19 protein-coding genes and 1 pseudogene are annotated in these 18,816 nt (G+C 42.2%); 15 read left to right on the forward strand and 5 right to left on the reverse strand.

Annotation, left to right across the window (positions count from 1 at the left end; translation table 11 throughout):
* The first annotated feature begins 43 nt into the window (after nt 1-43).
* From ACVR1I_RS01270 to ACVR1I_RS01340, 15 genes and pseudogenes are all read left to right on the forward strand, one after another.
* Nucleotides 44-268, forward strand: coding sequence for an acyl carrier protein (locus ACVR1I_RS01270; protein WP_447442236.1), 225 nt, complete (start codon nt 44-46; stop codon nt 266-268).
* A gap of 198 nt (nt 269-466) precedes the next feature.
* The gene (gene fabK, locus ACVR1I_RS01275) at nt 467-1,432 is read left to right on the forward strand and encodes an enoyl-[acyl-carrier-protein] reductase FabK (protein WP_447442237.1); all 966 of its coding nucleotides are present in this window, start codon (nt 467-469) and stop codon (nt 1,430-1,432) included.
* A 30-nt stretch (nt 1,433-1,462) separates the two neighbouring features.
* Nucleotides 1,463-2,380, forward strand: coding sequence for an ACP S-malonyltransferase (gene fabD / locus ACVR1I_RS01280; protein WP_447442238.1), 918 nt, complete (start codon nt 1,463-1,465; stop codon nt 2,378-2,380).
* 9 nt (nt 2,381-2,389) lie between these two features.
* Nucleotides 2,390-3,124, forward strand: coding sequence for a 3-oxoacyl-[acyl-carrier-protein] reductase (fabG, locus tag ACVR1I_RS01285; RefSeq protein ID WP_447442239.1), 735 nt, complete (start codon nt 2,390-2,392; stop codon nt 3,122-3,124).
* A 35-nt stretch (nt 3,125-3,159) separates the two neighbouring features.
* Nucleotides 3,160-4,392 (forward strand): beta-ketoacyl-ACP synthase II, encoded by a 1,233-nt coding sequence (gene fabF, locus ACVR1I_RS01290; RefSeq protein ID WP_447442240.1) that lies wholly within the window; start codon nt 3,160-3,162, stop codon nt 4,390-4,392.
* Nucleotides 4,392-4,880, forward strand: coding sequence for an acetyl-CoA carboxylase biotin carboxyl carrier protein (gene accB, locus ACVR1I_RS01295; protein ID WP_447442241.1), 489 nt, complete (start codon nt 4,392-4,394; stop codon nt 4,878-4,880). Before fabF ends, accB begins: the two co-directional genes overlap by 1 nt.
* Nucleotides 4,877-5,299: a 3-hydroxyacyl-ACP dehydratase FabZ gene (gene fabZ, locus ACVR1I_RS01300; protein WP_447442242.1), complete on the forward strand. Its 423-nt coding sequence runs from the start codon at nt 4,877-4,879 to the stop codon at nt 5,297-5,299. Before accB ends, fabZ begins: the two co-directional genes overlap by 4 nt.
* Before the next feature lie 12 nt (nt 5,300-5,311).
* Nucleotides 5,312-6,676, forward strand: a complete 1,365-nt coding sequence (locus tag ACVR1I_RS01305; RefSeq protein WP_447442243.1) for an acetyl-CoA carboxylase biotin carboxylase subunit — start codon at nt 5,312-5,314, stop codon at nt 6,674-6,676.
* A gap of 14 nt (nt 6,677-6,690) precedes the next feature.
* Entirely contained in the window at nt 6,691-7,557 is an 867-nt protein-coding gene (gene accD / locus ACVR1I_RS01310; RefSeq protein WP_447442244.1) for an acetyl-CoA carboxylase, carboxyltransferase subunit beta, read from the forward strand.
* A complete protein-coding gene (locus ACVR1I_RS01315) occupies nt 7,554-8,324 on the forward strand; it encodes an acetyl-CoA carboxylase carboxyl transferase subunit alpha (RefSeq protein WP_447442245.1) in 771 nt (256 codons plus the stop codon). The genes accD and ACVR1I_RS01315 overlap by 4 nt, the downstream gene beginning before the upstream one ends.
* Before the next feature lie 136 nt (nt 8,325-8,460).
* Nucleotides 8,461-9,501: a DUF6574 domain-containing protein gene (locus ACVR1I_RS01320; RefSeq protein ID WP_447442246.1), complete on the forward strand. Its 1,041-nt coding sequence runs from the start codon at nt 8,461-8,463 to the stop codon at nt 9,499-9,501.
* A gap of 19 nt (nt 9,502-9,520) precedes the next feature.
* Nucleotides 9,521-11,104 (forward strand): TcaA NTF2-like domain-containing protein, encoded by a 1,584-nt coding sequence (locus tag ACVR1I_RS01325; protein WP_447442247.1) that lies wholly within the window; start codon nt 9,521-9,523, stop codon nt 11,102-11,104.
* Between the two features lie 10 nt (nt 11,105-11,114).
* Nucleotides 11,115-11,909 carry an LD-carboxypeptidase LdcB/DacB gene (ldcB, locus tag ACVR1I_RS01330; RefSeq protein ID WP_447442248.1) on the forward strand — a complete coding sequence of 265 codons (795 nt, stop codon included), beginning with the start codon at nt 11,115-11,117 and terminating at the stop codon, nt 11,907-11,909.
* Nucleotides 11,910-11,981: 72 nt separating this feature from the next.
* A complete protein-coding gene (locus ACVR1I_RS01335; protein ID WP_447442990.1) occupies nt 11,982-12,605 on the forward strand; it encodes an HI_0552 family protein in 624 nt (207 codons plus the stop codon).
* 79 nt (nt 12,606-12,684) lie between these two features.
* Nucleotides 12,685-13,765 (forward strand): annotated as a pseudogene (locus ACVR1I_RS01340) (bifunctional transcriptional activator/DNA repair enzyme AdaA).
* A 27-nt stretch (nt 13,766-13,792) separates the two neighbouring features.
* Here ACVR1I_RS01340 and serS read toward each other — a convergent pair.
* The 5 genes from serS to ACVR1I_RS01365 form a co-directional block, all read right to left on the reverse strand.
* The gene (gene serS, locus ACVR1I_RS01345; RefSeq protein WP_447442249.1) at nt 13,793-15,067 is read right to left on the reverse strand and encodes a serine--tRNA ligase; all 1,275 of its coding nucleotides are present in this window, start codon (nt 15,065-15,067) and stop codon (nt 13,793-13,795) included.
* Between the two features lie 258 nt (nt 15,068-15,325).
* The gene (locus tag ACVR1I_RS01350; protein ID WP_447442250.1) at nt 15,326-15,685 is read right to left on the reverse strand and encodes a DUF956 family protein; all 360 of its coding nucleotides are present in this window, start codon (nt 15,683-15,685) and stop codon (nt 15,326-15,328) included.
* 71 nt (nt 15,686-15,756) lie between these two features.
* Entirely contained in the window at nt 15,757-16,668 is a 912-nt protein-coding gene (locus tag ACVR1I_RS01355; RefSeq protein ID WP_447442251.1) for a PTS system mannose/fructose/sorbose family transporter subunit IID, read from the reverse strand.
* A 14-nt stretch (nt 16,669-16,682) separates the two neighbouring features.
* Nucleotides 16,683-17,483, reverse strand: coding sequence for a PTS mannose/fructose/sorbose transporter subunit IIC (locus ACVR1I_RS01360; RefSeq protein ID WP_447442991.1), 801 nt, complete (start codon nt 17,481-17,483; stop codon nt 16,683-16,685).
* A 116-nt stretch (nt 17,484-17,599) separates the two neighbouring features.
* Nucleotides 17,600-18,592 carry a PTS sugar transporter subunit IIB gene (locus ACVR1I_RS01365; protein ID WP_447442252.1) on the reverse strand — a complete coding sequence of 331 codons (993 nt, stop codon included), beginning with the start codon at nt 18,590-18,592 and terminating at the stop codon, nt 17,600-17,602.
* Nucleotides 18,593-18,816 lie beyond the last annotated feature (224 nt).

Here is an 18,816-nt window from a genome sequence, read left to right on the forward strand (position 1 = left end):
CAGTTATTAAAAATATTTTTAAATTTAAAAGGAGAACACTCTCATGGCAGTATTTGAAAAAGTACAAGAAATCATCGTTGAAGAATTGGGTAAGGATGCTGAAGAAGTACAACTTACAACAACTTTCGAAGACTTAGATGCAGATTCATTGGATTTGTTCCAAGTGATTTCGGAAATCGAAGATGCATTTGATATTCAAATCGAATCTGAAGATGGTTTGAAAACTGTTGGCGACTTGGTTGCTTACGTTGAAGAGCAAACAAAATAATTTAAAATGCTATCCTGATAGCATTTTAAATCGATAAAAACTTTGATATTCAAAACATTGAAGAATCAAAGTAATTGAAAGCATGTGAGGAGTACTGATAGAAGAAGTTTTTATTCAAAAGTGCTCCCTCTTGTTTAGGTAATTGTTTGAACTTCAAACTATTACTTAAGCAATAATTGGCTTATAGAAAAGAGAATTATGAAAACAAAAATTACAGAATTATTAAATATTGAATACCCTATTTTCCAAGGAGGAATGGCTTGGGTTGCTGATGGTGATTTGGCTGGTGCAGTATCTAATGCCGGTGGATTAGGAATTATCGGTGGCGGAAATGCCCCAAAAGAAGTTGTTAAGGCCAATATTGATCGGGTAAAATCCATTACGACAAAGCCTTTTGGTGTCAACATCATGCTCTTGTCTCCATTTGTAGATGACATTGTTGACTTGGTCATTGAAGAAGGTGTAAAAGTCGTGACAACCGGAGCTGGAAATCCTGGAAAATACATGGAACGCTTGCATGCGGCGGGGATTATTGTAATACCAGTTGTACCAAGTGTCGCTCTAGCAAAACGCATGGAAAAACTAGGGGTGGATGCAGTTATTGCTGAAGGTATGGAAGCTGGTGGCCATATTGGGAAATTAACGACTCTGCCACTTGTGAGACAAGTTGTAGAGGCTGTAAATATTCCTGTTATTGGTGCTGGTGGTGTCGCTGATGGAGCTGGTGCTGCGGCTATCTTTATGCTAGGAGCAGAAGCTGTTCAAGTTGGGACACGGTTTGCGGTCGCAAAAGAATCCAATGCCCATGCAAATTTTAAAGAAAAAATTCTGAAGGCTAAAGATATTGATACAGTTGTATCGGCTTCTGTAGTTGGCCACCCTGTCCGTGCCATAAAAAATAAATTGTCAACAGCTTATAGCCAAGCAGAAAAAGATTTCTTAGCTGGTAAGAAAACAGCAGAAGAAATTGAAGAATTAGGAGCTGGAGCTCTTCGCAATGCAGTTGTTGACGGTGATGTGGTAAACGGTTCGGTAATGGCTGGACAAATCGCTGGTATGGTGGACAAAGAAGAAACCTGTGAAGAAATTTTGAAAGATCTTTACTACGGTGCGGCCAAAGTGATTCAAGCAGAAGCCAAGCGTTGGGCAGATGTTGCCCAATAATCTGTAAAACATAGATAGAGAGAATGAGTGATGACAAAAACCGCCTTTTTATTTGCCGGTCAAGGAGCACAACAATTGGGAATGGCGCGTGATTTATACGATGCTTATCCGATTGTAAAAGAAACCTTTGAAACAGCTAGTCGTATTTTGGGCTATGATGTCCGGGAGCTGATTGATCAAGATGAATCGAAGCTCCATCAAACCCGCTACACACAACCTGCTATTTTGACCACTTCTGTTGCGATTTATCGCCTACTTCTAGAAGAAGGTTACCAGCCTGACATGGTGGCAGGTTTATCTCTAGGAGAATATTCTGCCTTGGTAGCTGCAGGAGCCTTGTCTTTCGAGGATGCGGTCGCATTGATAGCAAAGCGTGGAGAATTGATGGAAACGGCTGCTCCAGTAGGTACAGGCAAGATGGTAGCGGTTATGAACACCCCAGTCTCTGTTATTGAAGAAGCTTGTGAAAAAGCATCGGACAAGGGCTATGTGAAATCTGCCAACTACAATACTCCAGCTCAAATTGTGATCGGTGGAGACATTGCAGCAGTGGATCAAGCAGTAGAGTATCTAAAAGAAGCAGGTGCTAAACGCCTCATTCCTTTAAATGTATCTGGTCCTTTCCACACTGCTCTTTTGCAGCCTGCTAGTGAAAAATTAGCTCTGGAATTAGACAAGATTGCCTTTCAATCGCCTAAGATTCCTGTAATTGGAAATACTGAAGCAAAAGTAATGGAACAAGCACAAATTCCATCGCTACTAGCCCGTCAAGTGATGGAACCTGTGCGTTTTTATGAATCAGTGGCTACCTTGAAAGAATTGGGTATGACCCAGGTAATAGAAATTGGACCTGGCAAGGTCTTAAGTGGCTTTATGAAGAAAATTGATAAAACCATTTTTGTAGCAGCTGTAGAGGATATAGCGAGCTTAGAAGCATTAAAAGCATAAGGAGAAATCATGGACATTTCAGGAAAAAATGTATTTGTGACAGGTTCTACAAGAGGAATCGGTCTTGCTATCGCCCATAAATTTGCTGGTTTAGGAGCCAATGTTGTCTTGAATGGTCGTTCTGCTATTACAGAAGAATTGCTAGCTAGCTTTGCCTCCTATGGGGTCAAAGTGATTGGCGTTTCAGGGGATGTTTCAAACAATGCCGATGCGAAACGCATGGTTGAAGAATCCATTGAGCAACTGGGTTCGGTGGATATTCTAATCAACAATGCTGGAATCACCAAAGACGGTATGGCCCTTCGCATGAGTGAAGAGGACTTTAACAGTGTGCTTCAGATTAACTTAACAGGGACCTTTAACATGACACAGGCTGTTTTGAAGCCAATGACCAAGGCTCGAGCAGGTGCGATTATCAATCTATCCAGTGTGGTTGGGTTAACAGGAAATGCTGGACAAGCCAATTATGCAGCATCAAAAGCGGGTGTGATTGGTTTTAGTAAGTCCATTGCCCGTGAAGTGGCAACTCGTAATGTTCGAGTGAATGTGATTGCTCCAGGATTTATCGAATCTGATATGACAGCGGGCCTCTCAGGTAAAATCAAGGATGCTATGTTGGGGCAAATCCCGATGAAACGTTTTGGGCAAACAGAAGAAGTGGGAGCAGTTGCCGTCTTTTTAGCACAACAAGAATACCTAACTGGTCAAGTCATCGCGATCGATGGCGGCTTGACCATGCAATAAGAGAATGATTTTCTAACACCCTTTAAAGGAGAAAAATGACTATGAATCGTGTTGTAATTACAGGCTACGGTGTAACATCACCAATCGGAAATACTCCAGAAGAGTTTTGGGCAAGTTTAAAAGATGGCAAGATTGGTATCGGACCATTAACAAAATTTGATACATCTGAATACAACGTGCACATTGCTGCAGAAATCAAGGATTTTCCATTTGACAAGTACTTTGTTAAAAAGGACAACAATCGCTTTGATCCCTATTCGCTGTATGCCCTTTACGCAGCGCAAGAAGCGGTAGAAAATGCTCAGTTAGATACAGATGCTGTGGATAGAGATCGTTTTGGAGTCATTTTATCAACTGGTATCGGTGGTATCAAGGAAATTGAAGAGCAAGTGGAGCGGATGAACGACAAGGGACCAAAACGGATTCGTCCAATGGCTCTTCCGAAAGCTCTTCCAAACATGGCAGCAGGAAATATTGCTATGAAGGTTGGTGCGAACGGAATTTGTAAGTGTGTGATCACTGCCTGTGCTTCTTCCAATGATGCCCTTGGTGATGCCTACCGTGAAATTAAATGTGGTTACCAAGATGTGATTTTGGCAGGTGGTGCTGAAGCAGCGATTACCCCATTTGCGATTGGTGGATTCCAAGCCCTGACAGCCTTGTCAACAACCGAAGATCCGACTCGTGCTTCTATTCCATTTGATAAGGACCGCAACGGTTTTGTCATGGGAGAAGGGGCAGGTGTCTTGGTGGTTGAAAGTTTGGAACACGCCCAAAAACGTGGTGCTACTATTTTGGCAGAAATCGTTGGTTACGGAAATACCTGTGATGCTCACCACATGACTTCTCCACATCCAGAAGGATTAGGAGCGATTAAGGCGATGAAGTTGGCGATTGCAGAAGCGGGGATTGAACCTGCTCAAGTGGACTACATCAATGCCCACGGCACCTCTACTCCAGCCAATGAAAAAGGCGAGAGCCAAGCTATTGTAGCTGTTTTTGGCAAGGAGACTCCTGTATCTTCTACCAAGTCCTTTACCGGTCACTTGCTTGGAGCTGCGGGTGCGGTTGAAGCCATTGCCGTTATTGAAGCCATGAAACATTCCCATGCACCAATGACAGCAGGGACAAAAGAATTGTCAGAGTACATTGAAGCAGATGTGATTTATGGTCAAGGCCGTAATATGGAGATTAACTATGCCATTTCCAATACCTTTGGATTTGGTGGGCACAACTCAGTTGTCGCCTTTAAACGTTGGGAGGACTAATGGAATTAACAGCAATTAAGGATTTGATGGCCCAATTTGATGCCTCAAGTCTACGAGAATTTTCATATAAAAATAGTACAGATGAGTTGGTGTTCAGTAAAAATGAAGGCAATTTTAGCCCAGCACCAGAAGGCGCTCTAGTAGCAACAGTTGCCCCATCTGCCTCAGTAGTACCTGTTGCTACTCCAGTGCCATCTACACCGGCAGCAGAAGAGTTTTCTGCAAGTCCAGTTGCTGTCGAAACGGTAGTTGAAGGTGAAGAAGTTGGCAGTCCACTTGTTGGGGTGGCTTACTTGGCACCATCGCCAGATAAACCAGCCTTTGTTTCTGTTGGTGACAGTGTTAAAAAAGGACAGACTCTGTTAATCATCGAGGCTATGAAGGTCATGAATGAAATTCCAGCACCACGTGATGGAATTGTCACAGAAATCTTGGTTGCAAATGAAGATGTGGTAGAATTTGGACAAGGATTGGTGCGTTTGAAATGATCGATATTCAACAAATTCGTGAGGCCTTGCCTCATCGTTACCCGATGCTCTTAGTGGACCGTGTATTGGAAGTATCAGAAGATGAAATCACAGCTATTAAGAATGTGACCATCAATGAGCCCTTCTTTAACGGTCATTTTCCAGAATACCCAGTTATGCCAGGTGTCTTGATTATGGAGGCTTTGGCCCAAACAGCTGGTGTATTAGAATTGTCTAAGCCTGAAAACAAAGGGAAATTAGTCTTTTATGCGGGTATGGATAAGGTGAAGTTTAAAAAACAAGTTGTTCCAGGGGACCAGCTTGTCATGACAGCAACATTTGTCAAACGTCGTGGTACGATTGCAGTCGTTGAAGCCAAGGCAGAAGTAGATGGAAAATTAGCCGCAAGTGGAACCTTGACCTTTGCTATCGGTTCCTAGAAGGAGACCGATATGTTTTCAAAAATTTTAATTGCCAACCGAGGTGAGATTGCTGTTCGGATTATTCGAGCAGCGCGTGAATTAGGGATCGAGACCGTTGCTGTTTATTCGGAAGCTGATCGCGAAGCCCTTCATGTTGCCTTGGCAGATGAAGCAGTATGTGTGGGACCTGCTCGTTCAACAGAATCCTACCTCAATATGAACAATATCATCTCCGCAGCCGTTTTGACTGGTGCGCAAGCCATTCATCCAGGATTTGGTTTTTTAAGTGAAAATTCAAAGTTTGTAACCTTGTGTGAGGAAGTCGGTATCAAATTTATTGGTCCGTCTGCTAAGGTTATGGACACTATGGGAGATAAAATCAACGCTCGGGCAGAGATGATGCGGGCTAATGTCCCTGTCATTCCAGGGTCAGATGGAGAGGTTTATACTGCTAAGGAAGCCTTAGAAGTAGCTAAAAAAATTGGTTATCCCGTCATGCTAAAAGCCTCTGCTGGAGGCGGTGGAAAAGGGATTCGCAAAGTCGAAAAATCAGAAGACTTAGTAACCGCGTTTGAAAACGCCTCTGCTGAAGCCAAAGCTGCTTTTGGAAATGGAGCTATGTACCTCGAACGTGTCATTTACCCTGCCCGTCATATTGAAGTACAGATCTTAGCGGATCAGCATGGACACGTGTTGCATCTTGGAGAACGCGATTGTTCCCTTCAACGCAATAACCAAAAAGTATTAGAAGAAGCACCTTCTATTGCTATCGGAAAAACACTTCGGGATCAGATTGGTCAAGCCGCTGTTCGGGCTGCCGAATCAGTTGGTTATGAAAATGCAGGAACGATAGAGTTTCTCCTAGATGAAGAAAAGGGTGAGTTCTACTTCATGGAAATGAATACCCGTGTCCAAGTGGAGCATCCTGTGACGGAATTTGTTACCGGTGTGGATATCGTGAAAGAGCAAATTCGTATTGCAGCAGGTGAAATCCTTGAAAAAACGCAGGAAGATATCGTGATTACAGGTCACGCGATTGAGTGTCGTATCAATGCAGAAAATCCTGCCTTTAATTTTGCACCAAGTCCCGGGCAAATTAAAGGCTTGTATTTGCCAAGTGGAGGTGTCGGTGTCCGTGTAGATTCTGCGGTATATCCTGGCTACACGATTCCGCCTTACTATGATTCTATGATTGCAAAAGTGATTGTTCATGGCGAGAATCGTTTTGAAGCTCTAATGAAAATGCAACGGGCCTTGTACGAATTAGATATTGAAGGCGTTCATACCAATGTTGAGTTTCAGTGGGAGTTAATTTCGGATACACGTGTGGTTGCTGGAGATTATGATACGGCCTATTTAATGGAAGAGTTTTTGCCAAAATTTCAGGAAAAATAAAATAAGGAGAGACCATGGCTTTGTTTTCGAGAAAGGATAAATATATCCGAATCAATCCAAACCGTTCACGGATACAAGAAGGACCGCAGACGAAGCCGGAGGTCCCAGATGAACTGTTTGACAAATGTCCAGCCTGTAAAAAGACGATTTATCAGAAAGATTTAGGAGAGGACAAAACTTGTCCAGCTTGTTCCTATAACTTTCGGATCTCAGCTAAGGATCGGTTGCGTCTTATTGTAGATGAAGCTTCCTTTGAAGAGTTGTTTACAGGTTTGGAAACAACTAATCCTCTCAATTTCCCAGGATATGAAGAAAAGTTACAAAAGGTGAGAGAATTGACTGGTTTAGATGAGGCGGTATTGACAGGAATTGCCAAAATTGAAAACCAGCAAGTGGCACTCGGAATTATGGATGCCAACTTTATTATGGCTTCTATGGGATCCATTGTGGGAGAAAAAATAACCCGCTTGTTTGAATTGGCCATAAAAAAAAGACTGCCAGTTGTTCTATTTACAGCTTCTGGTGGGGCACGGATGCAAGAAGGGATTTTATCGTTGATGCAGATGGCGAAAATTTCTGCTGCTGTTCAGCGCCATTCAAAAGCAGGGCTGTTTTACCTGACGGTATTGACAGATCCAACGACGGGTGGAGTGACAGCTTCCTTTGCGATGGAAGGTGATGTTATTTTAGCAGAACCCCAGACCTTAGTTGGTTTTGCGGGACGGCGAGTGATTGAAAGTACAGTGCGTGAAAACTTACCTGCAGATTTCCAAAAGGCTGAATTTTTATTAGAACACGGTTTTGTGGATAAGATTGTAAAGCGTCAGGAATTGCGGGCAACCATTGCCAATTTGCTTCGATTACATGGAGGTGACGCATGACAGAAATTAGTCGGATTATCAAACAGGCCAGAGACCAAGGGCGTCTGACGGCTTTGGATTTTGCAAGAGGAATCTGTGATGATTTTATCGAATTGCATGGTGACCGTAACTTCCGTGATGATGGAGCTGTGATTGGCGGTATTGGTCATCTTGGCGATCAAGCTGTTACAGTTGTTGGTATCCAAAAAGGAAAAAATCTACAAGATAATTTGAAGCGAAACTTTGGTCAACCCCATCCAGAAGGCTATCGGAAAGCCCTTCGCCTCATGAAACAAGCAGAAAAGTTTGGCCGCCCAGTTCTTGCTTTTATCAATACTGCGGGGGCCTATCCAGGTGTTGGAGCAGAAGAACGGGGACAGGGTGAAGCTATTGCTCGAAACCTGATGGAAATGAGTGACTTGAAAGTACCGATTATTGCCATTATCATTGGCGAAGGTGGATCTGGTGGCGCTTTAGCGTTAGCAGTTGCCGATCGGGTCTGGATGCTGGAAAATTCCATGTATGCTGTTTTAAGTCCAGAAGGGTTTGCTTCCATTTTGTGGAAAGATGGCAGCAGAGCCATGGAAGCAGCTGAACTGATGAAAATCACTTCATACGAATTGCTTAAGATGGAGATTGTGGATAAGGTCATTCCAGAACGTGGTCGTTTTGGATCAGAATTAATCCAGGATGTCAAGGTTGCCATTATAGAAGAATTAAGAGAACTTTCGCAATTATCTATGGAAGAAATGTTGGAACAACGCTATCAACGTTTTCGAAAATTTTAAAAAGATTGTTTTTCAACAATCTTTTTTTATCAGCGAATTAATTTGTGATATATTTCGCTAAAAAAATAGAAATCTATTGACGAAACTCAAATATACATATATACTAAATGAGAATACAATTAAAGGAGATTGAAAGATGAAACAACAAGATTGGATTGATTATTTTGAAGCCGTAAACGGACGTAGTCCAGAGGCTCATGAATTAGAAGCAGCTCGTGTGGCAGGTGAGTTTGAGGCAGAAGGAACGCCGACTATTTCTGAAACAGTAGAGCAGCAAGTCCCAACTTCTCCTGTACAGCCACAGGTACAGGTTGCGCCTGAAACAGTTTCACCGCAGCCACAAGTAACACCTGTCCAGCCCCAACCTCAAGCTGCACAAACACAAACTCAGCAAGTGCCTACACAGCAAACTGTGCCACCGGGTTATCAAGGAAATGTTCAAGAGGGTCAACAACCACCTCTTCAATTTCAACAAGGACCAGCTACTGGAGAACAACAACTCTATACCGTGCAAGTTGCAGTTCCATCAGAGTTTTCACTGTTTTGGAAACAATTTTGGATTTGGTTAAAAGCTTCATGGCAACATCCTACTGTGGATAGACCGACTCATAAATACAATGGGGTAACAGTATATGGTTTGCTGGTCTTCTTTACTGCCCTAACAACATTGATGCCACTAATGAAGATGGGTGTTGCTAATTTTTCCATTTTCTTTACAGTTTTATTAGGCTTTGCTTTTGTCAATTTTGCCTTTATTTTAGCTGGATTTGCGGTCAAAAAATTCATTTACAAAGAAGCTCGTTTTACATTCGGATACAGTTTTGAATGGTTTGGTCGTCTCTTATCTTTAAATATTATTTTAATGGCAGGTTCAACACTATTTGCGATGTTGGAAGTTTCTAGTTTATCCATCTTGTTAACTGCATTGAGTAATTTCTTATTTATCGGAGCTTCAGGTTATACCTTGTTCCACACAGTTAACCATTCGAACATGGATATGTTCCATAAATACCTTTTAGCCAGTATTTTATATGGTGTCATTCTAGCTATTTTCTTTGCGATTGGAGTATCCATTGCAGGAGAGATGTTGATCGATAGCTTGATGGGCAATTTAGGTGACTTAGGCGGTTTGGAAGATTTAATCTCTCCGTATGGGTCTAATCCATTTGGTTACTAGTTAGAAAATAGAAGGAAGCATGATGGAAAAACAAGAAAAATGGATTCAGTTGTTTGAGACTGTAACTGGTCGAAAACCTAGTCCTCAGGAATTTATGGCAGGTAAGGCCTGTGACTTTGATTTAAAACAAATTAAATCAATCGCTTCAGGTCCTAGTCAGCAAGATCAAGTGGTCGAACAATCTTCTGTTGCAGAACCGGTTTTGAAACAACCTGTTGAATCTCAATCTGTTACTCCTCAAACAATTCCAAGTGTTCAAACTGCAGGAGTGACTTCAGCTGTTCCACCGACAGGAGTTTCATCTGCACTTGCTCCGCAACCTATGAAACAACCTTGGTCTAAAGAAAAGAAAAAAAAGGTATTCATTGGTGGAGCTATTGCTGCTGTGATCGCTTTATTGGGAGCAGGTTATTATTACCTTGATCAACAAACAGGTTCGGATGTAGCAGCTGAAAAATTTTTAAAAGCGGTTGTAAAAGAAGATTATTCAAGCATCGCAAAAAATTTTAGTAGTCAAGATGAAAAGTGGAAGCAAGCGGATGCCAAGGCGTTTATCAGTTATTTAGACAAGGAAATCAATATCCAGACGGAACTTGAAAAAATGATTGCAGATCCATCCTATGTTTATGTTGATGATAAAGGCAACCGTTTAATCGGCATGAAGAAAACAGATGATATTTTAGGACTGTTTTCAAACTACAAGGTGGTCACCTATCCAGTGGAAATTTCTGCTAAAACAAATGTTGATTCTTTGGTATTAGGAGATACAAAATTACCCAAAGATAAAGAAGTAGTAGTCGGCAAAACCAGTTTACCTTCTAAAAAATTTCACTTAAGTGGAAAAAATGAACTAGGGGAAATCAGCACTGAAATTGTTGCCAATAAGCAAACAGCAGAAAACAATGAAATTTACCTTTCTTTAAATTCAATTGAGAAAAATGTAGTTGCAAAACTTCCTGATGGTCTTCCAACTTTTTCTGATACAAAGTTGATGGTCAATGATAAAGAGATTGCTACATCTTTGAGTAAGCAGGTTAAAGTGTTGGAGAATCAAACGCTAGAGATTTTTGTGAAGTTTTCGTACGAAGGAACACCATTAAATACGGAAAAAGCAGAAGTAGTTGTTTCTCCTGCAAAAGATAGTATCGAAGTAGAGCTGACTCTCTCAAATGATACGTTAGACAAAATCAAGGCTGCTCAAAAAGTCAAAGAAGAAAAAGAGGCAGCGGCTCAAAAGGAAAAAGCACAAGAAGCAGCGATCAAAAGCTTTATGATGGATTACATCAGTGCAATGAGAAGTTCGATTCGTGTCCGTCAGAATCATTTTAGCCGATATTATGATACAAGCAGTGCTGCGTATCGGACGATGGATAATTACGTTACTGGAGGCGGTGTCGCTAAAAATAGAATTGACTACCAAGAAACCTTGGATTACACCGTAACAGATATCCGTAAAGTTGGTGAGGATTATGCTGTTACTGTTCACAATAAGTTTAGAGAAGTCTATCTAAGTGGCAAATCGGATATTGTCGAAAAAAATCAAGTCTTTAAACTGCGTCCAAATGGTGACAGTTTCCTTATCTACGAGATTAGTGAATATTAGAGGAGATAAGATGAAAAAGAATTCGATAGCGTATAGTGTTTTGCTGTTACTAGTCTTTGTTCTTGTGGCTTGCGGAAAAACGACAACGGAAAAAACGAAAAAGACTACAACGACTACGAAATCATCTTCTGTACAAGTCAAAAAAACAGAAGAATCAACTCGTCAGCCTGTATCTAGTGAAAGTAGTGATTCGCAAGAAATCCCGCCTTCTACAACAGAAACTTCAAGCAGTCAATCATCTATCACTGCTTCCAAAGCCCAGTACAATGGTTCCTATTATAGTGTGCAAGGGAAGTATGGAGAGGTGATTATTGTGAATAAGAAACACCCCCTATCTTCTAGTTATGCTCCAGGTGAAGACCCAACTGCTCTAGCAGCTTTTTGGCAACTCCTAGGAGATATGAAAGCGGCAGGATATGCAGTTTCCAATCAGTACAGTGGTTTTCGTAGTTACGAATACCAATCCAGCCTTTATAACAGCTATCTGGCCTCTGATTCTAAGGAAAATGTCGATAGCTATTCAGCTCGTCCTGGGCATAGCGAGCATCAAACAGGTTTGGCTTTTGATGTGTTGGATGCTTCAGGGGCTCTATTAACGGAACCTAATGCCTCTTATTGGCTAGCTCAGAATGCCCATCGTTATGGATTTATTGTCCGCTATATAGAAGGTAAAGAACATATCACTGGGTTTATGAAAGAAACCTGGCATATCCGTTATATCGGCCAGGAAGCAACAGATATTTTTAATTCGGGATTATCTCTAGAAGAATATTTCGGAGTGCCAGGCGGAGACTATGTAGATTAGTGTTCGTTCATAACAATCAAAAAGCCATCTCAGATGGCTTTTTTTGAAATAGATGAGAAAAGAGGAGAAATGATGGGTACAGCAATGAAAGAGTATCTTGCTTATCAAGGAGTTCGCTACGTCAAACCAGAGAAGGCGGGCGAATTGACTTCAACTATGATCGAACTAAAGAAATTGGCCCAAGCTGCCCGCAAGGAGTTTGAAACCATTGGTAAGGCGTTAGAAAGTCAAGTTTCTCCATTTCAGATGGAGCGGGTTAGCCAGTGGATGAACCAGGGACAAATCTGCCGTCCGCATTTTTGGGTCTACTACCGATTGCCAAGTGATGCTGTGACAGATGTGGCGTTAGCCATTCGTTTATACGGTGATCAAAAGGACTTTGGAATTTCGGTAGAAGTCAGTTTTGTGGAACGCAAAAAATCGGATCAGACCCTCGAAAAACAAGCTCGTGTCTTGGAAGTGCCCATTGAAGCACCGCTTTATTATTTGGCTCAAGAACAAGGAGAGAGCATTGTCTATTCGGGTGATGAAAACAACCGCCAAGTCTTAAAGGGCAAATTGGCTGCCGGTATGGTCCGAAAAGTGTTGGTCAAAAAAGAGGTTTCCATTCAAGAAAATAAGACCTTGGAATCCATAACCCAAGAATTGCGATTGGCCTTTGAGCAACTCTTGCCTTATTACCAAGTGACCAAGTAAAAAATACTTGTTCAGTTTTCGGATATAAACAGGTATATTTTTTGTTATGATAAGGTAAAAGATAGAAAGAATAGTACGTATGTTAGTCGAAGATAAGGAATTACAAGAGCGATATTATCGTTCTTTAGTTGATCGGGATGCGAATTTTGATGGCATCTTCTTTGCAGCGATTCAGACAACAGGTATCTTTTGCCATGCGACGTGTCGGGCTCGGAAACCCAAGTTTGAAAACTGTCTGTTTTATACAAGTGCTGAGTCTGCTCTTTTAGCTGGATTTCGTCCTTGCAAAATTTGTCTACCGCTCTCCTATCCGCAAGAGTTACCACAAGAAGTGGAGATTTTAGTGAAAGCCATAGAAGAAAATCCTGAAAAACGTTGGAGGGAAGAAGATTTTCGGAACTTGGGCATCCATTCTGCGACGGTTCGTCGGAAGTTTAAAGCGATTTACAATATGACCTTTGTCCAATATGCAAGAGCACGACGGATGGGATTGGCTTTTAAGGAATTGCAGACGGGTTCCCGTCTCATTGACCAGCAACTGGCTCAAGGATATCAATCTGCAAGTGGTTTTCAAGATGCCTTTTCTAGAATTATGGGAACGCCTCGCTCAAGGAAACATCTGCTTGTATTAACGACTTCGTTTTTAAGAACTCCCTTAGGTAGAATGGTAGCTATTGCAGATGAGGAGGCTCTTTACCTATTAGAATTTGACAATAGGAGAGGACTTGAAAAAGAAATTGAGAAACTTCGTGCCAAGCAGAATGCCCGTTTGATTTATGGAACAAATCCCATATTGCAAAACCTGCAAGAAGAACTGGATACATACTTTGAGGGGGAATTAGCGGTGTTTCAAACGCCGATTTGTATGTTTGGGACACCCTTTCAAAAAGTAGTTTGGGCAGCACTAAAAACAATTCCTATTGGTGAGACGAGGAGTTACAAGGAGTTGGCAGAAGAATTAGGAGATAGCAAGAAAGTTCGAGCGATTGGAAATGCGAACGGGGCAAATCAGATTTCGCTGTTGATTCCCTGTCATCGCGTTATTGCAAGTGATGGGAGTCTTGGGGGGCTATGGTGGAGGATTGGAAAGAAAACAGTACTTGTTGGATTTGGAAAAGACTGTCAGTCAAAAAAATAGAACAGAAAAAGCCAAACAGTAGTAGTCTGTTTGGCTTTTTAAAGGATAATTATGGTGTCATTTTTTCCGCTCCTCCCATGTATGGGCGAAGTACTTCTGGGATGGTGACAGAGCCGTCTTCGTTTTGGTAGTTTTCAAGGATAGCTGCAACCGTACGGCCGACTGCAAGACCTGAGCCGTTCAAGGTGTGAAGGAGTTTGACCTTGCCATCTGCCTCGTCACGGTACCGGATTTGGGCACGACGGGCTTGGAAATCTTCCGTGTTTGAACAACTTGAGATTTCACGGTAGGCGTTTTGGGCTGGAATCCAGACTTCCAAGTCATAGGTCTTGGCTGCTGAGAAGCCCATATCCCCTGTACAGAGCGCTAGGACACGGTATGGTAATCCAAGTTTTTGGAGGATGTTCTCTGCATCTGCGGTCATTTTTTCCAGTTCGTCATAAGACTCTTCTGGTTTGGCAAATTTAACCATCTCAACCTTGTGGAATTGGTGGAGACGGATGAGACCGCGCGTGTCACGGCCGGCAGAGCCAGCTTCAGAACGGAAAGATGGGCTCATAGCCGTGAAGTAGATTGGTAAGTCTTTGCCGTCAATGATTTCATTGCGGTAATAGTTGGTCAACGGGACTTCAGCTGTTGGAATGAGGACATAAGGGCTATCCGCCAATTCAAAGGTATCTTCCTTGAATTTTGGATACTGGCCTGTCCCAAACATAGAGTCGTGGTTGACCATGTATGGGGTGATGACTTCGGTGTAGCCTTCGGCATTGTGCTCATCCAACATGAAGTTGTAGAGCGCGCGCTCCAAACGGGCACCAAGCCCCTTGTAGAAGAGGAAACGGGCCCCAGTGACCTTGCCCCCGCGTTCCCAGTCGAGAATATTTAGGTCTTCCCCTAGGTCCCAGTGAGCTTTGACGTCGAAGTCAAATTCGCGAGGTGTCCCCCAACGGCGGACTTCAACGTTTTCTTCTTCATCTGCACCAACAGGAACGCTGTCATGTGGCGTATTTGGAATGGTCGTGATGATGGCTGTTACCTGCTCTTCGATGGCTGTTAAGTCTGCATCGATGCCCTTGATTTCAGCAGAGAGAGCTTGCATAGCAGCGATTTTGTCGTTCGCGTCTTCTTTGTTGCGTTTGGCTTGGGCGATTTCAGCAGATACCGTGTTACGCTCTGCTTTTTTTTCCTCAGCCACGACTAATAACTCACGGCGCTTGCTGTCGAGCTCTTTAAGGCTAGCGATGGTATCGGCTTCGACACCACGGGTGGCTAATTTTTCAGCAACGCCGTCAAAGTCGGCACGAATTTTTTTAATGTCTAACATGGGGAGACCTCCTTTTGATATGAAAAAACACAGAAAGGAATCTGCTGGAGCGCTTGCGCGCGGTTCCATCCAGCTTCACTTTCTGTGCACTTAATGTTTATGAAATTAGTTCACGGTAGAATTTCACATGGTTTTCCTATCTGCTCACAGCGACCGCAGACTTTCTGAAAGGAAAAGGCATCCTACTTATCCGTTACAGGTATTATACAAGATTTCAAAGAAAATGTAAATAGTTAATACAAATAAGAAAAGGGGATATCATTTTCGTTTGAACCAAGAGCCAATGGTTTGGAGCAGGGTGGGCAACTTGATGATCTTGTCGTTTCCGATTTTTTCTCTAGCGATTTTAAGAATTTTTCCCGAATCTTTAGAAGCAAATAAAAATTTTCCAGAGTCGGTATAGATTTCAAAGTGTCGGCTGATGGATTTCCCTGAAACGTTAGCGCCGATTTGGGTCACATTTTCCCAAGGGATTTGAATGAATTGCTCCACATTGATATCAGGATAAAATTCAATTGCCTTATCTCCGATAAGAAATTTTCCAACTTTACCACCAAAGTCAAGGTAGGAAACGCCAGTTGTATGGAGTTCGACTGTTGTATTTAATGATTGTGCCATAATGTACCTCTCGTATCTTCCTTATTATAACAAAAAGGGTTTCAAACCGAAACCCTTTTTTAGTTAGTAGATTACATGAGTCCAAGAACGTGAGCAATGATACCAACTACGAATAAACCGATGATGATGGTGATTGGAGAAACTTTTTTCTTCAACAACCACATGCAAAGGAATACAAGAAGAACGTTCATAAATCCTGGAATCAACATATCCAAGTTTTGTTGGAGAGTGGTCACTTTTTCAGGAGTTTGAGAAAGTCCAGCACCTACTTGTTCAAAGGCTTGACGAATTCCTTCGCCACCTTCTGGTAATTTATCCCAGTGGATATAAGCTTTTTCATCAAGTGGAACTTTTGAAACGTCTACTGCAAATTTGATAGAAACCCAACGTTGTGCCAAGACGGCAAGGATAAACATACCAAGGATAGATGCACCTTTGGTAATATCTTGCAAGATACCGCCTGACATGTCTTTGGTGATTTCTTTACCAGATTTGTAACCCAATTCTTGTGTATACCATAAGAAAGCCATACGAATTGCGTTCCAACCAACAAAGAAAATGATTGGTCCCATGATGCTACCACCAAGGGCAAGAGATGCACCAAGGGCACCAAGGATTGGACGAACAGTAAACCAGAATACTGGATCTCCGATACCAGCAAGAGGTCCCATCATACCGATCTTGACCCCTTGGATAGCTGCATCGTCAATGTCTACACCATTTGCACGTTCTTCTTCAAGGGCAAGTGTTACACCCAAGATAGGAGCAGCAACGTATGGGTGGGTATTAAAGAATTCCATGTGGCGTTGCAAGGCAGCCGCTTGGTCTTCTTTTTTAGTATATAATTTTTTCAAGGCTGGAACCAATGAATAAGCCCAACCCAAGTTTTGCATCCGCTCGTAGTTCCAAGAAGCTTGAAGGAAGGTTGAACGCCACCAAACTTTTTTACGATCTGAAATGGAAAGTTGTAATTTATCTGACATGGTAGACCTCCTTCTTAATAATCATCCAAGATATCGCCAATTGGGTCAGCTGAAGCAGTTGCTGCACCACCATTACCACCTTTTTTAGAAAGGTTGAGGTAGATGAAGGCAATCGCAACACCGATTGTACCAAGAGCGATCAAGGTTAATTGGCTAACAGCTGCAAGGGCAAAACCAAGGGCGAAGAATGGCCAAACTTCACGAGTAGCCATCATGTTGATAACCATGGCAAAACCAACGGCAACAACCATACCACCACCGACTTGCATACCACCTTGGAGCCAACCTGGCATCATTTCAAGAGCAGCACGAACTGTTTCTGCCGGAATAGCCAAAAGGGCAGCAGCAGGGATCGCAATACGTAAACCTTGCAAGCTAAGAGCGATCAAGTGAGTGCGTTCAAGAGCCGCAAAGTCTCCGCGTTCCGCAGCAGCGTCAGCACCGTGGACCAAACCAACTGAGATCGTACGAACGATCATAGTCAAGAAAAGACCAGCAACGGCAAGTGGGATTGCCAGACCTTGTGCAACTGAGATAGCTGCTGGTGAGAAATCACCACCTTTGATAAGGATGATTGCAGCGGCAACAGAGGCAAGAGCCGCATCAGGGGCTACTGCAGCACCAATGTTTGCCCAACCAAGAGCAACCAATTGAAGAGTACCACCAAGAACAACACCTGCTTCAAGGTTACCAGTTACCAAACCGATAAGGGTACATGCGATAATAGGTTGATGAAATTGAAATTGGTCCAGAATACCTTCCATACCTGCGAGGAAAGCAACGACAATGACCAAAATCGCTGAAATAATTGAAATATCCATGATAAGTCATAAATCCTTTCGTTAATGAAAATGAATTGTGAATTGCAATACAAGAATGCTAATTCTGTTAGAGTTTCTTGCATTACCTATCTGTACATAGGTTCGTTAGATTATTTAACGTTTGCTTTTTTGATCAATTCAAACAAGTCTTTTTTAGAATCGTTTGGCACTTTACGAACGTCAAATTTCACACCTAAGTCACGTAGTTTTTCAAAGGTAGCAACATCTTCTTTGTCCATAGACAAAACATTATTGACCATTGTTTTACCTGTTGAGTGAGCCATTGAACCAACGTTCAACTCTGCAATTTCAACACCGCCTTCGATGGCTTCAAGAGCTTCTTGTGGTGTTTCAAACAAGATAAGGGCATGTGTATTTCCAAAACGTGGGTCTTTTGAGACTTCAATCAACTTCTTGATTGGAACAACGTTGGCTCTGATATTTCCTGGTGCAGCTTGTTTGATTAACCCTTTGCGCAACTCATCTGCAGCCACTTTATCTGAAGCAACAATGATGCGATCCGCTTTAGAAGCAGGTGTCCAGCCTGTTGCAACTTGTCCATGCAAGAGGCGAGTGTCAATACGGGCAAGGTTGATTTTCAATTTACCATCACCAATCACGGTTCCTTCAGGAATAGCGGATGTTGGTGCATTGTCAGTTGCTTGGGCAACAGGTGCTTCCACAACAGGTTCCAAGTTCTCAGGAAGAACTTTCACGCCGTCACGTGCTTCTTTTAAGATATTTGCTGCAACTTGTTCAGCACCAGCAGAAGCATCCATCATACGTTCTGTATAAGCCTGAATCAACATTGGCAAGTTTAAACCAGTCAAGATGACAAACTTGCGGTCTGGGTTCTCTCCGGCTACACGGCTTGCTTGGTTAAATGGTGAGCCGCTCCAAAGGTCAGCCAATACCAAGATTTCATCATCTTGATCAAATGCGTCAATGGCAGATAAGAATTTGGCGTGTAAATCATCTGGTCCTTCACTTGGCATAAAAGTTACAACTTGAACTTTTTCTTGTTCGCCAAAAATCATCGAACCCGATTGATGAATACCAGCTGCAAATTCGCCATGACTTGCAATAATGATACCAATACTCATTATTGTACCTCCTAAATATTTTCAGTTTCGATGTAACTAAAATATATTAGTTGCATTGAAGACTAACCCATTATAAACCGCTTACACTTGTTTTGTCAAGGGCTTGTATGTGACAACAGAAAAAGATTACAGGAAGATACATATTATTTTTAGAAATAAAACAGAAATGTTTCAGGAAATTTTAAGTTTTTCTTAGGAAATGTTTAAGCTTTAAAGCCTATACT

The organism is Streptococcus cameli (assembly GCF_053207365.1).

Coding starts and splice junctions, on each gene's coding strand:
- ACVR1I_RS01270 (WP_447442236.1), top strand. CDS start 44: ATGGCAGTATTTGAAAAAGTACAAGAAATCATCGTTGAAGAATTGGGT.
- fabK (WP_447442237.1), top strand. CDS start 467: ATGAAAACAAAAATTACAGAATTATTAAATATTGAATACCCTATTTTC.
- fabD (WP_447442238.1), top strand. CDS start 1,463: ATGACAAAAACCGCCTTTTTATTTGCCGGTCAAGGAGCACAACAATTG.
- fabG (WP_447442239.1), top strand. CDS start 2,390: ATGGACATTTCAGGAAAAAATGTATTTGTGACAGGTTCTACAAGAGGA.
- fabF (WP_447442240.1), top strand. CDS start 3,160: ATGACTATGAATCGTGTTGTAATTACAGGCTACGGTGTAACATCACCA.
- accB (WP_447442241.1), top strand. CDS start 4,392: ATGGAATTAACAGCAATTAAGGATTTGATGGCCCAATTTGATGCCTCA.
- fabZ (WP_447442242.1), top strand. CDS start 4,877: ATGATCGATATTCAACAAATTCGTGAGGCCTTGCCTCATCGTTACCCG.
- ACVR1I_RS01305 (WP_447442243.1), top strand. CDS start 5,312: ATGTTTTCAAAAATTTTAATTGCCAACCGAGGTGAGATTGCTGTTCGG.
- accD (WP_447442244.1), top strand. CDS start 6,691: ATGGCTTTGTTTTCGAGAAAGGATAAATATATCCGAATCAATCCAAAC.
- ACVR1I_RS01315 (WP_447442245.1), top strand. CDS start 7,554: ATGACAGAAATTAGTCGGATTATCAAACAGGCCAGAGACCAAGGGCGT.
- ACVR1I_RS01320 (WP_447442246.1), top strand. CDS start 8,461: ATGAAACAACAAGATTGGATTGATTATTTTGAAGCCGTAAACGGACGT.
- ACVR1I_RS01325 (WP_447442247.1), top strand. CDS start 9,521: ATGATGGAAAAACAAGAAAAATGGATTCAGTTGTTTGAGACTGTAACT.
- ldcB (WP_447442248.1), top strand. CDS start 11,115: ATGAAAAAGAATTCGATAGCGTATAGTGTTTTGCTGTTACTAGTCTTT.
- ACVR1I_RS01335 (WP_447442990.1), top strand. CDS start 11,982: ATGGGTACAGCAATGAAAGAGTATCTTGCTTATCAAGGAGTTCGCTAC.
- serS (WP_447442249.1), bottom strand. CDS start 15,067: ATGTTAGACATTAAAAAAATTCGTGCCGACTTTGACGGCGTTGCTGAA.
- ACVR1I_RS01350 (WP_447442250.1), bottom strand. CDS start 15,685: ATGGCACAATCATTAAATACAACAGTCGAACTCCATACAACTGGCGTT.
- ACVR1I_RS01355 (WP_447442251.1), bottom strand. CDS start 16,668: ATGTCAGATAAATTACAACTTTCCATTTCAGATCGTAAAAAAGTTTGG.
- ACVR1I_RS01365 (WP_447442252.1), bottom strand. CDS start 18,592: ATGAGTATTGGTATCATTATTGCAAGTCATGGCGAATTTGCAGCTGGT.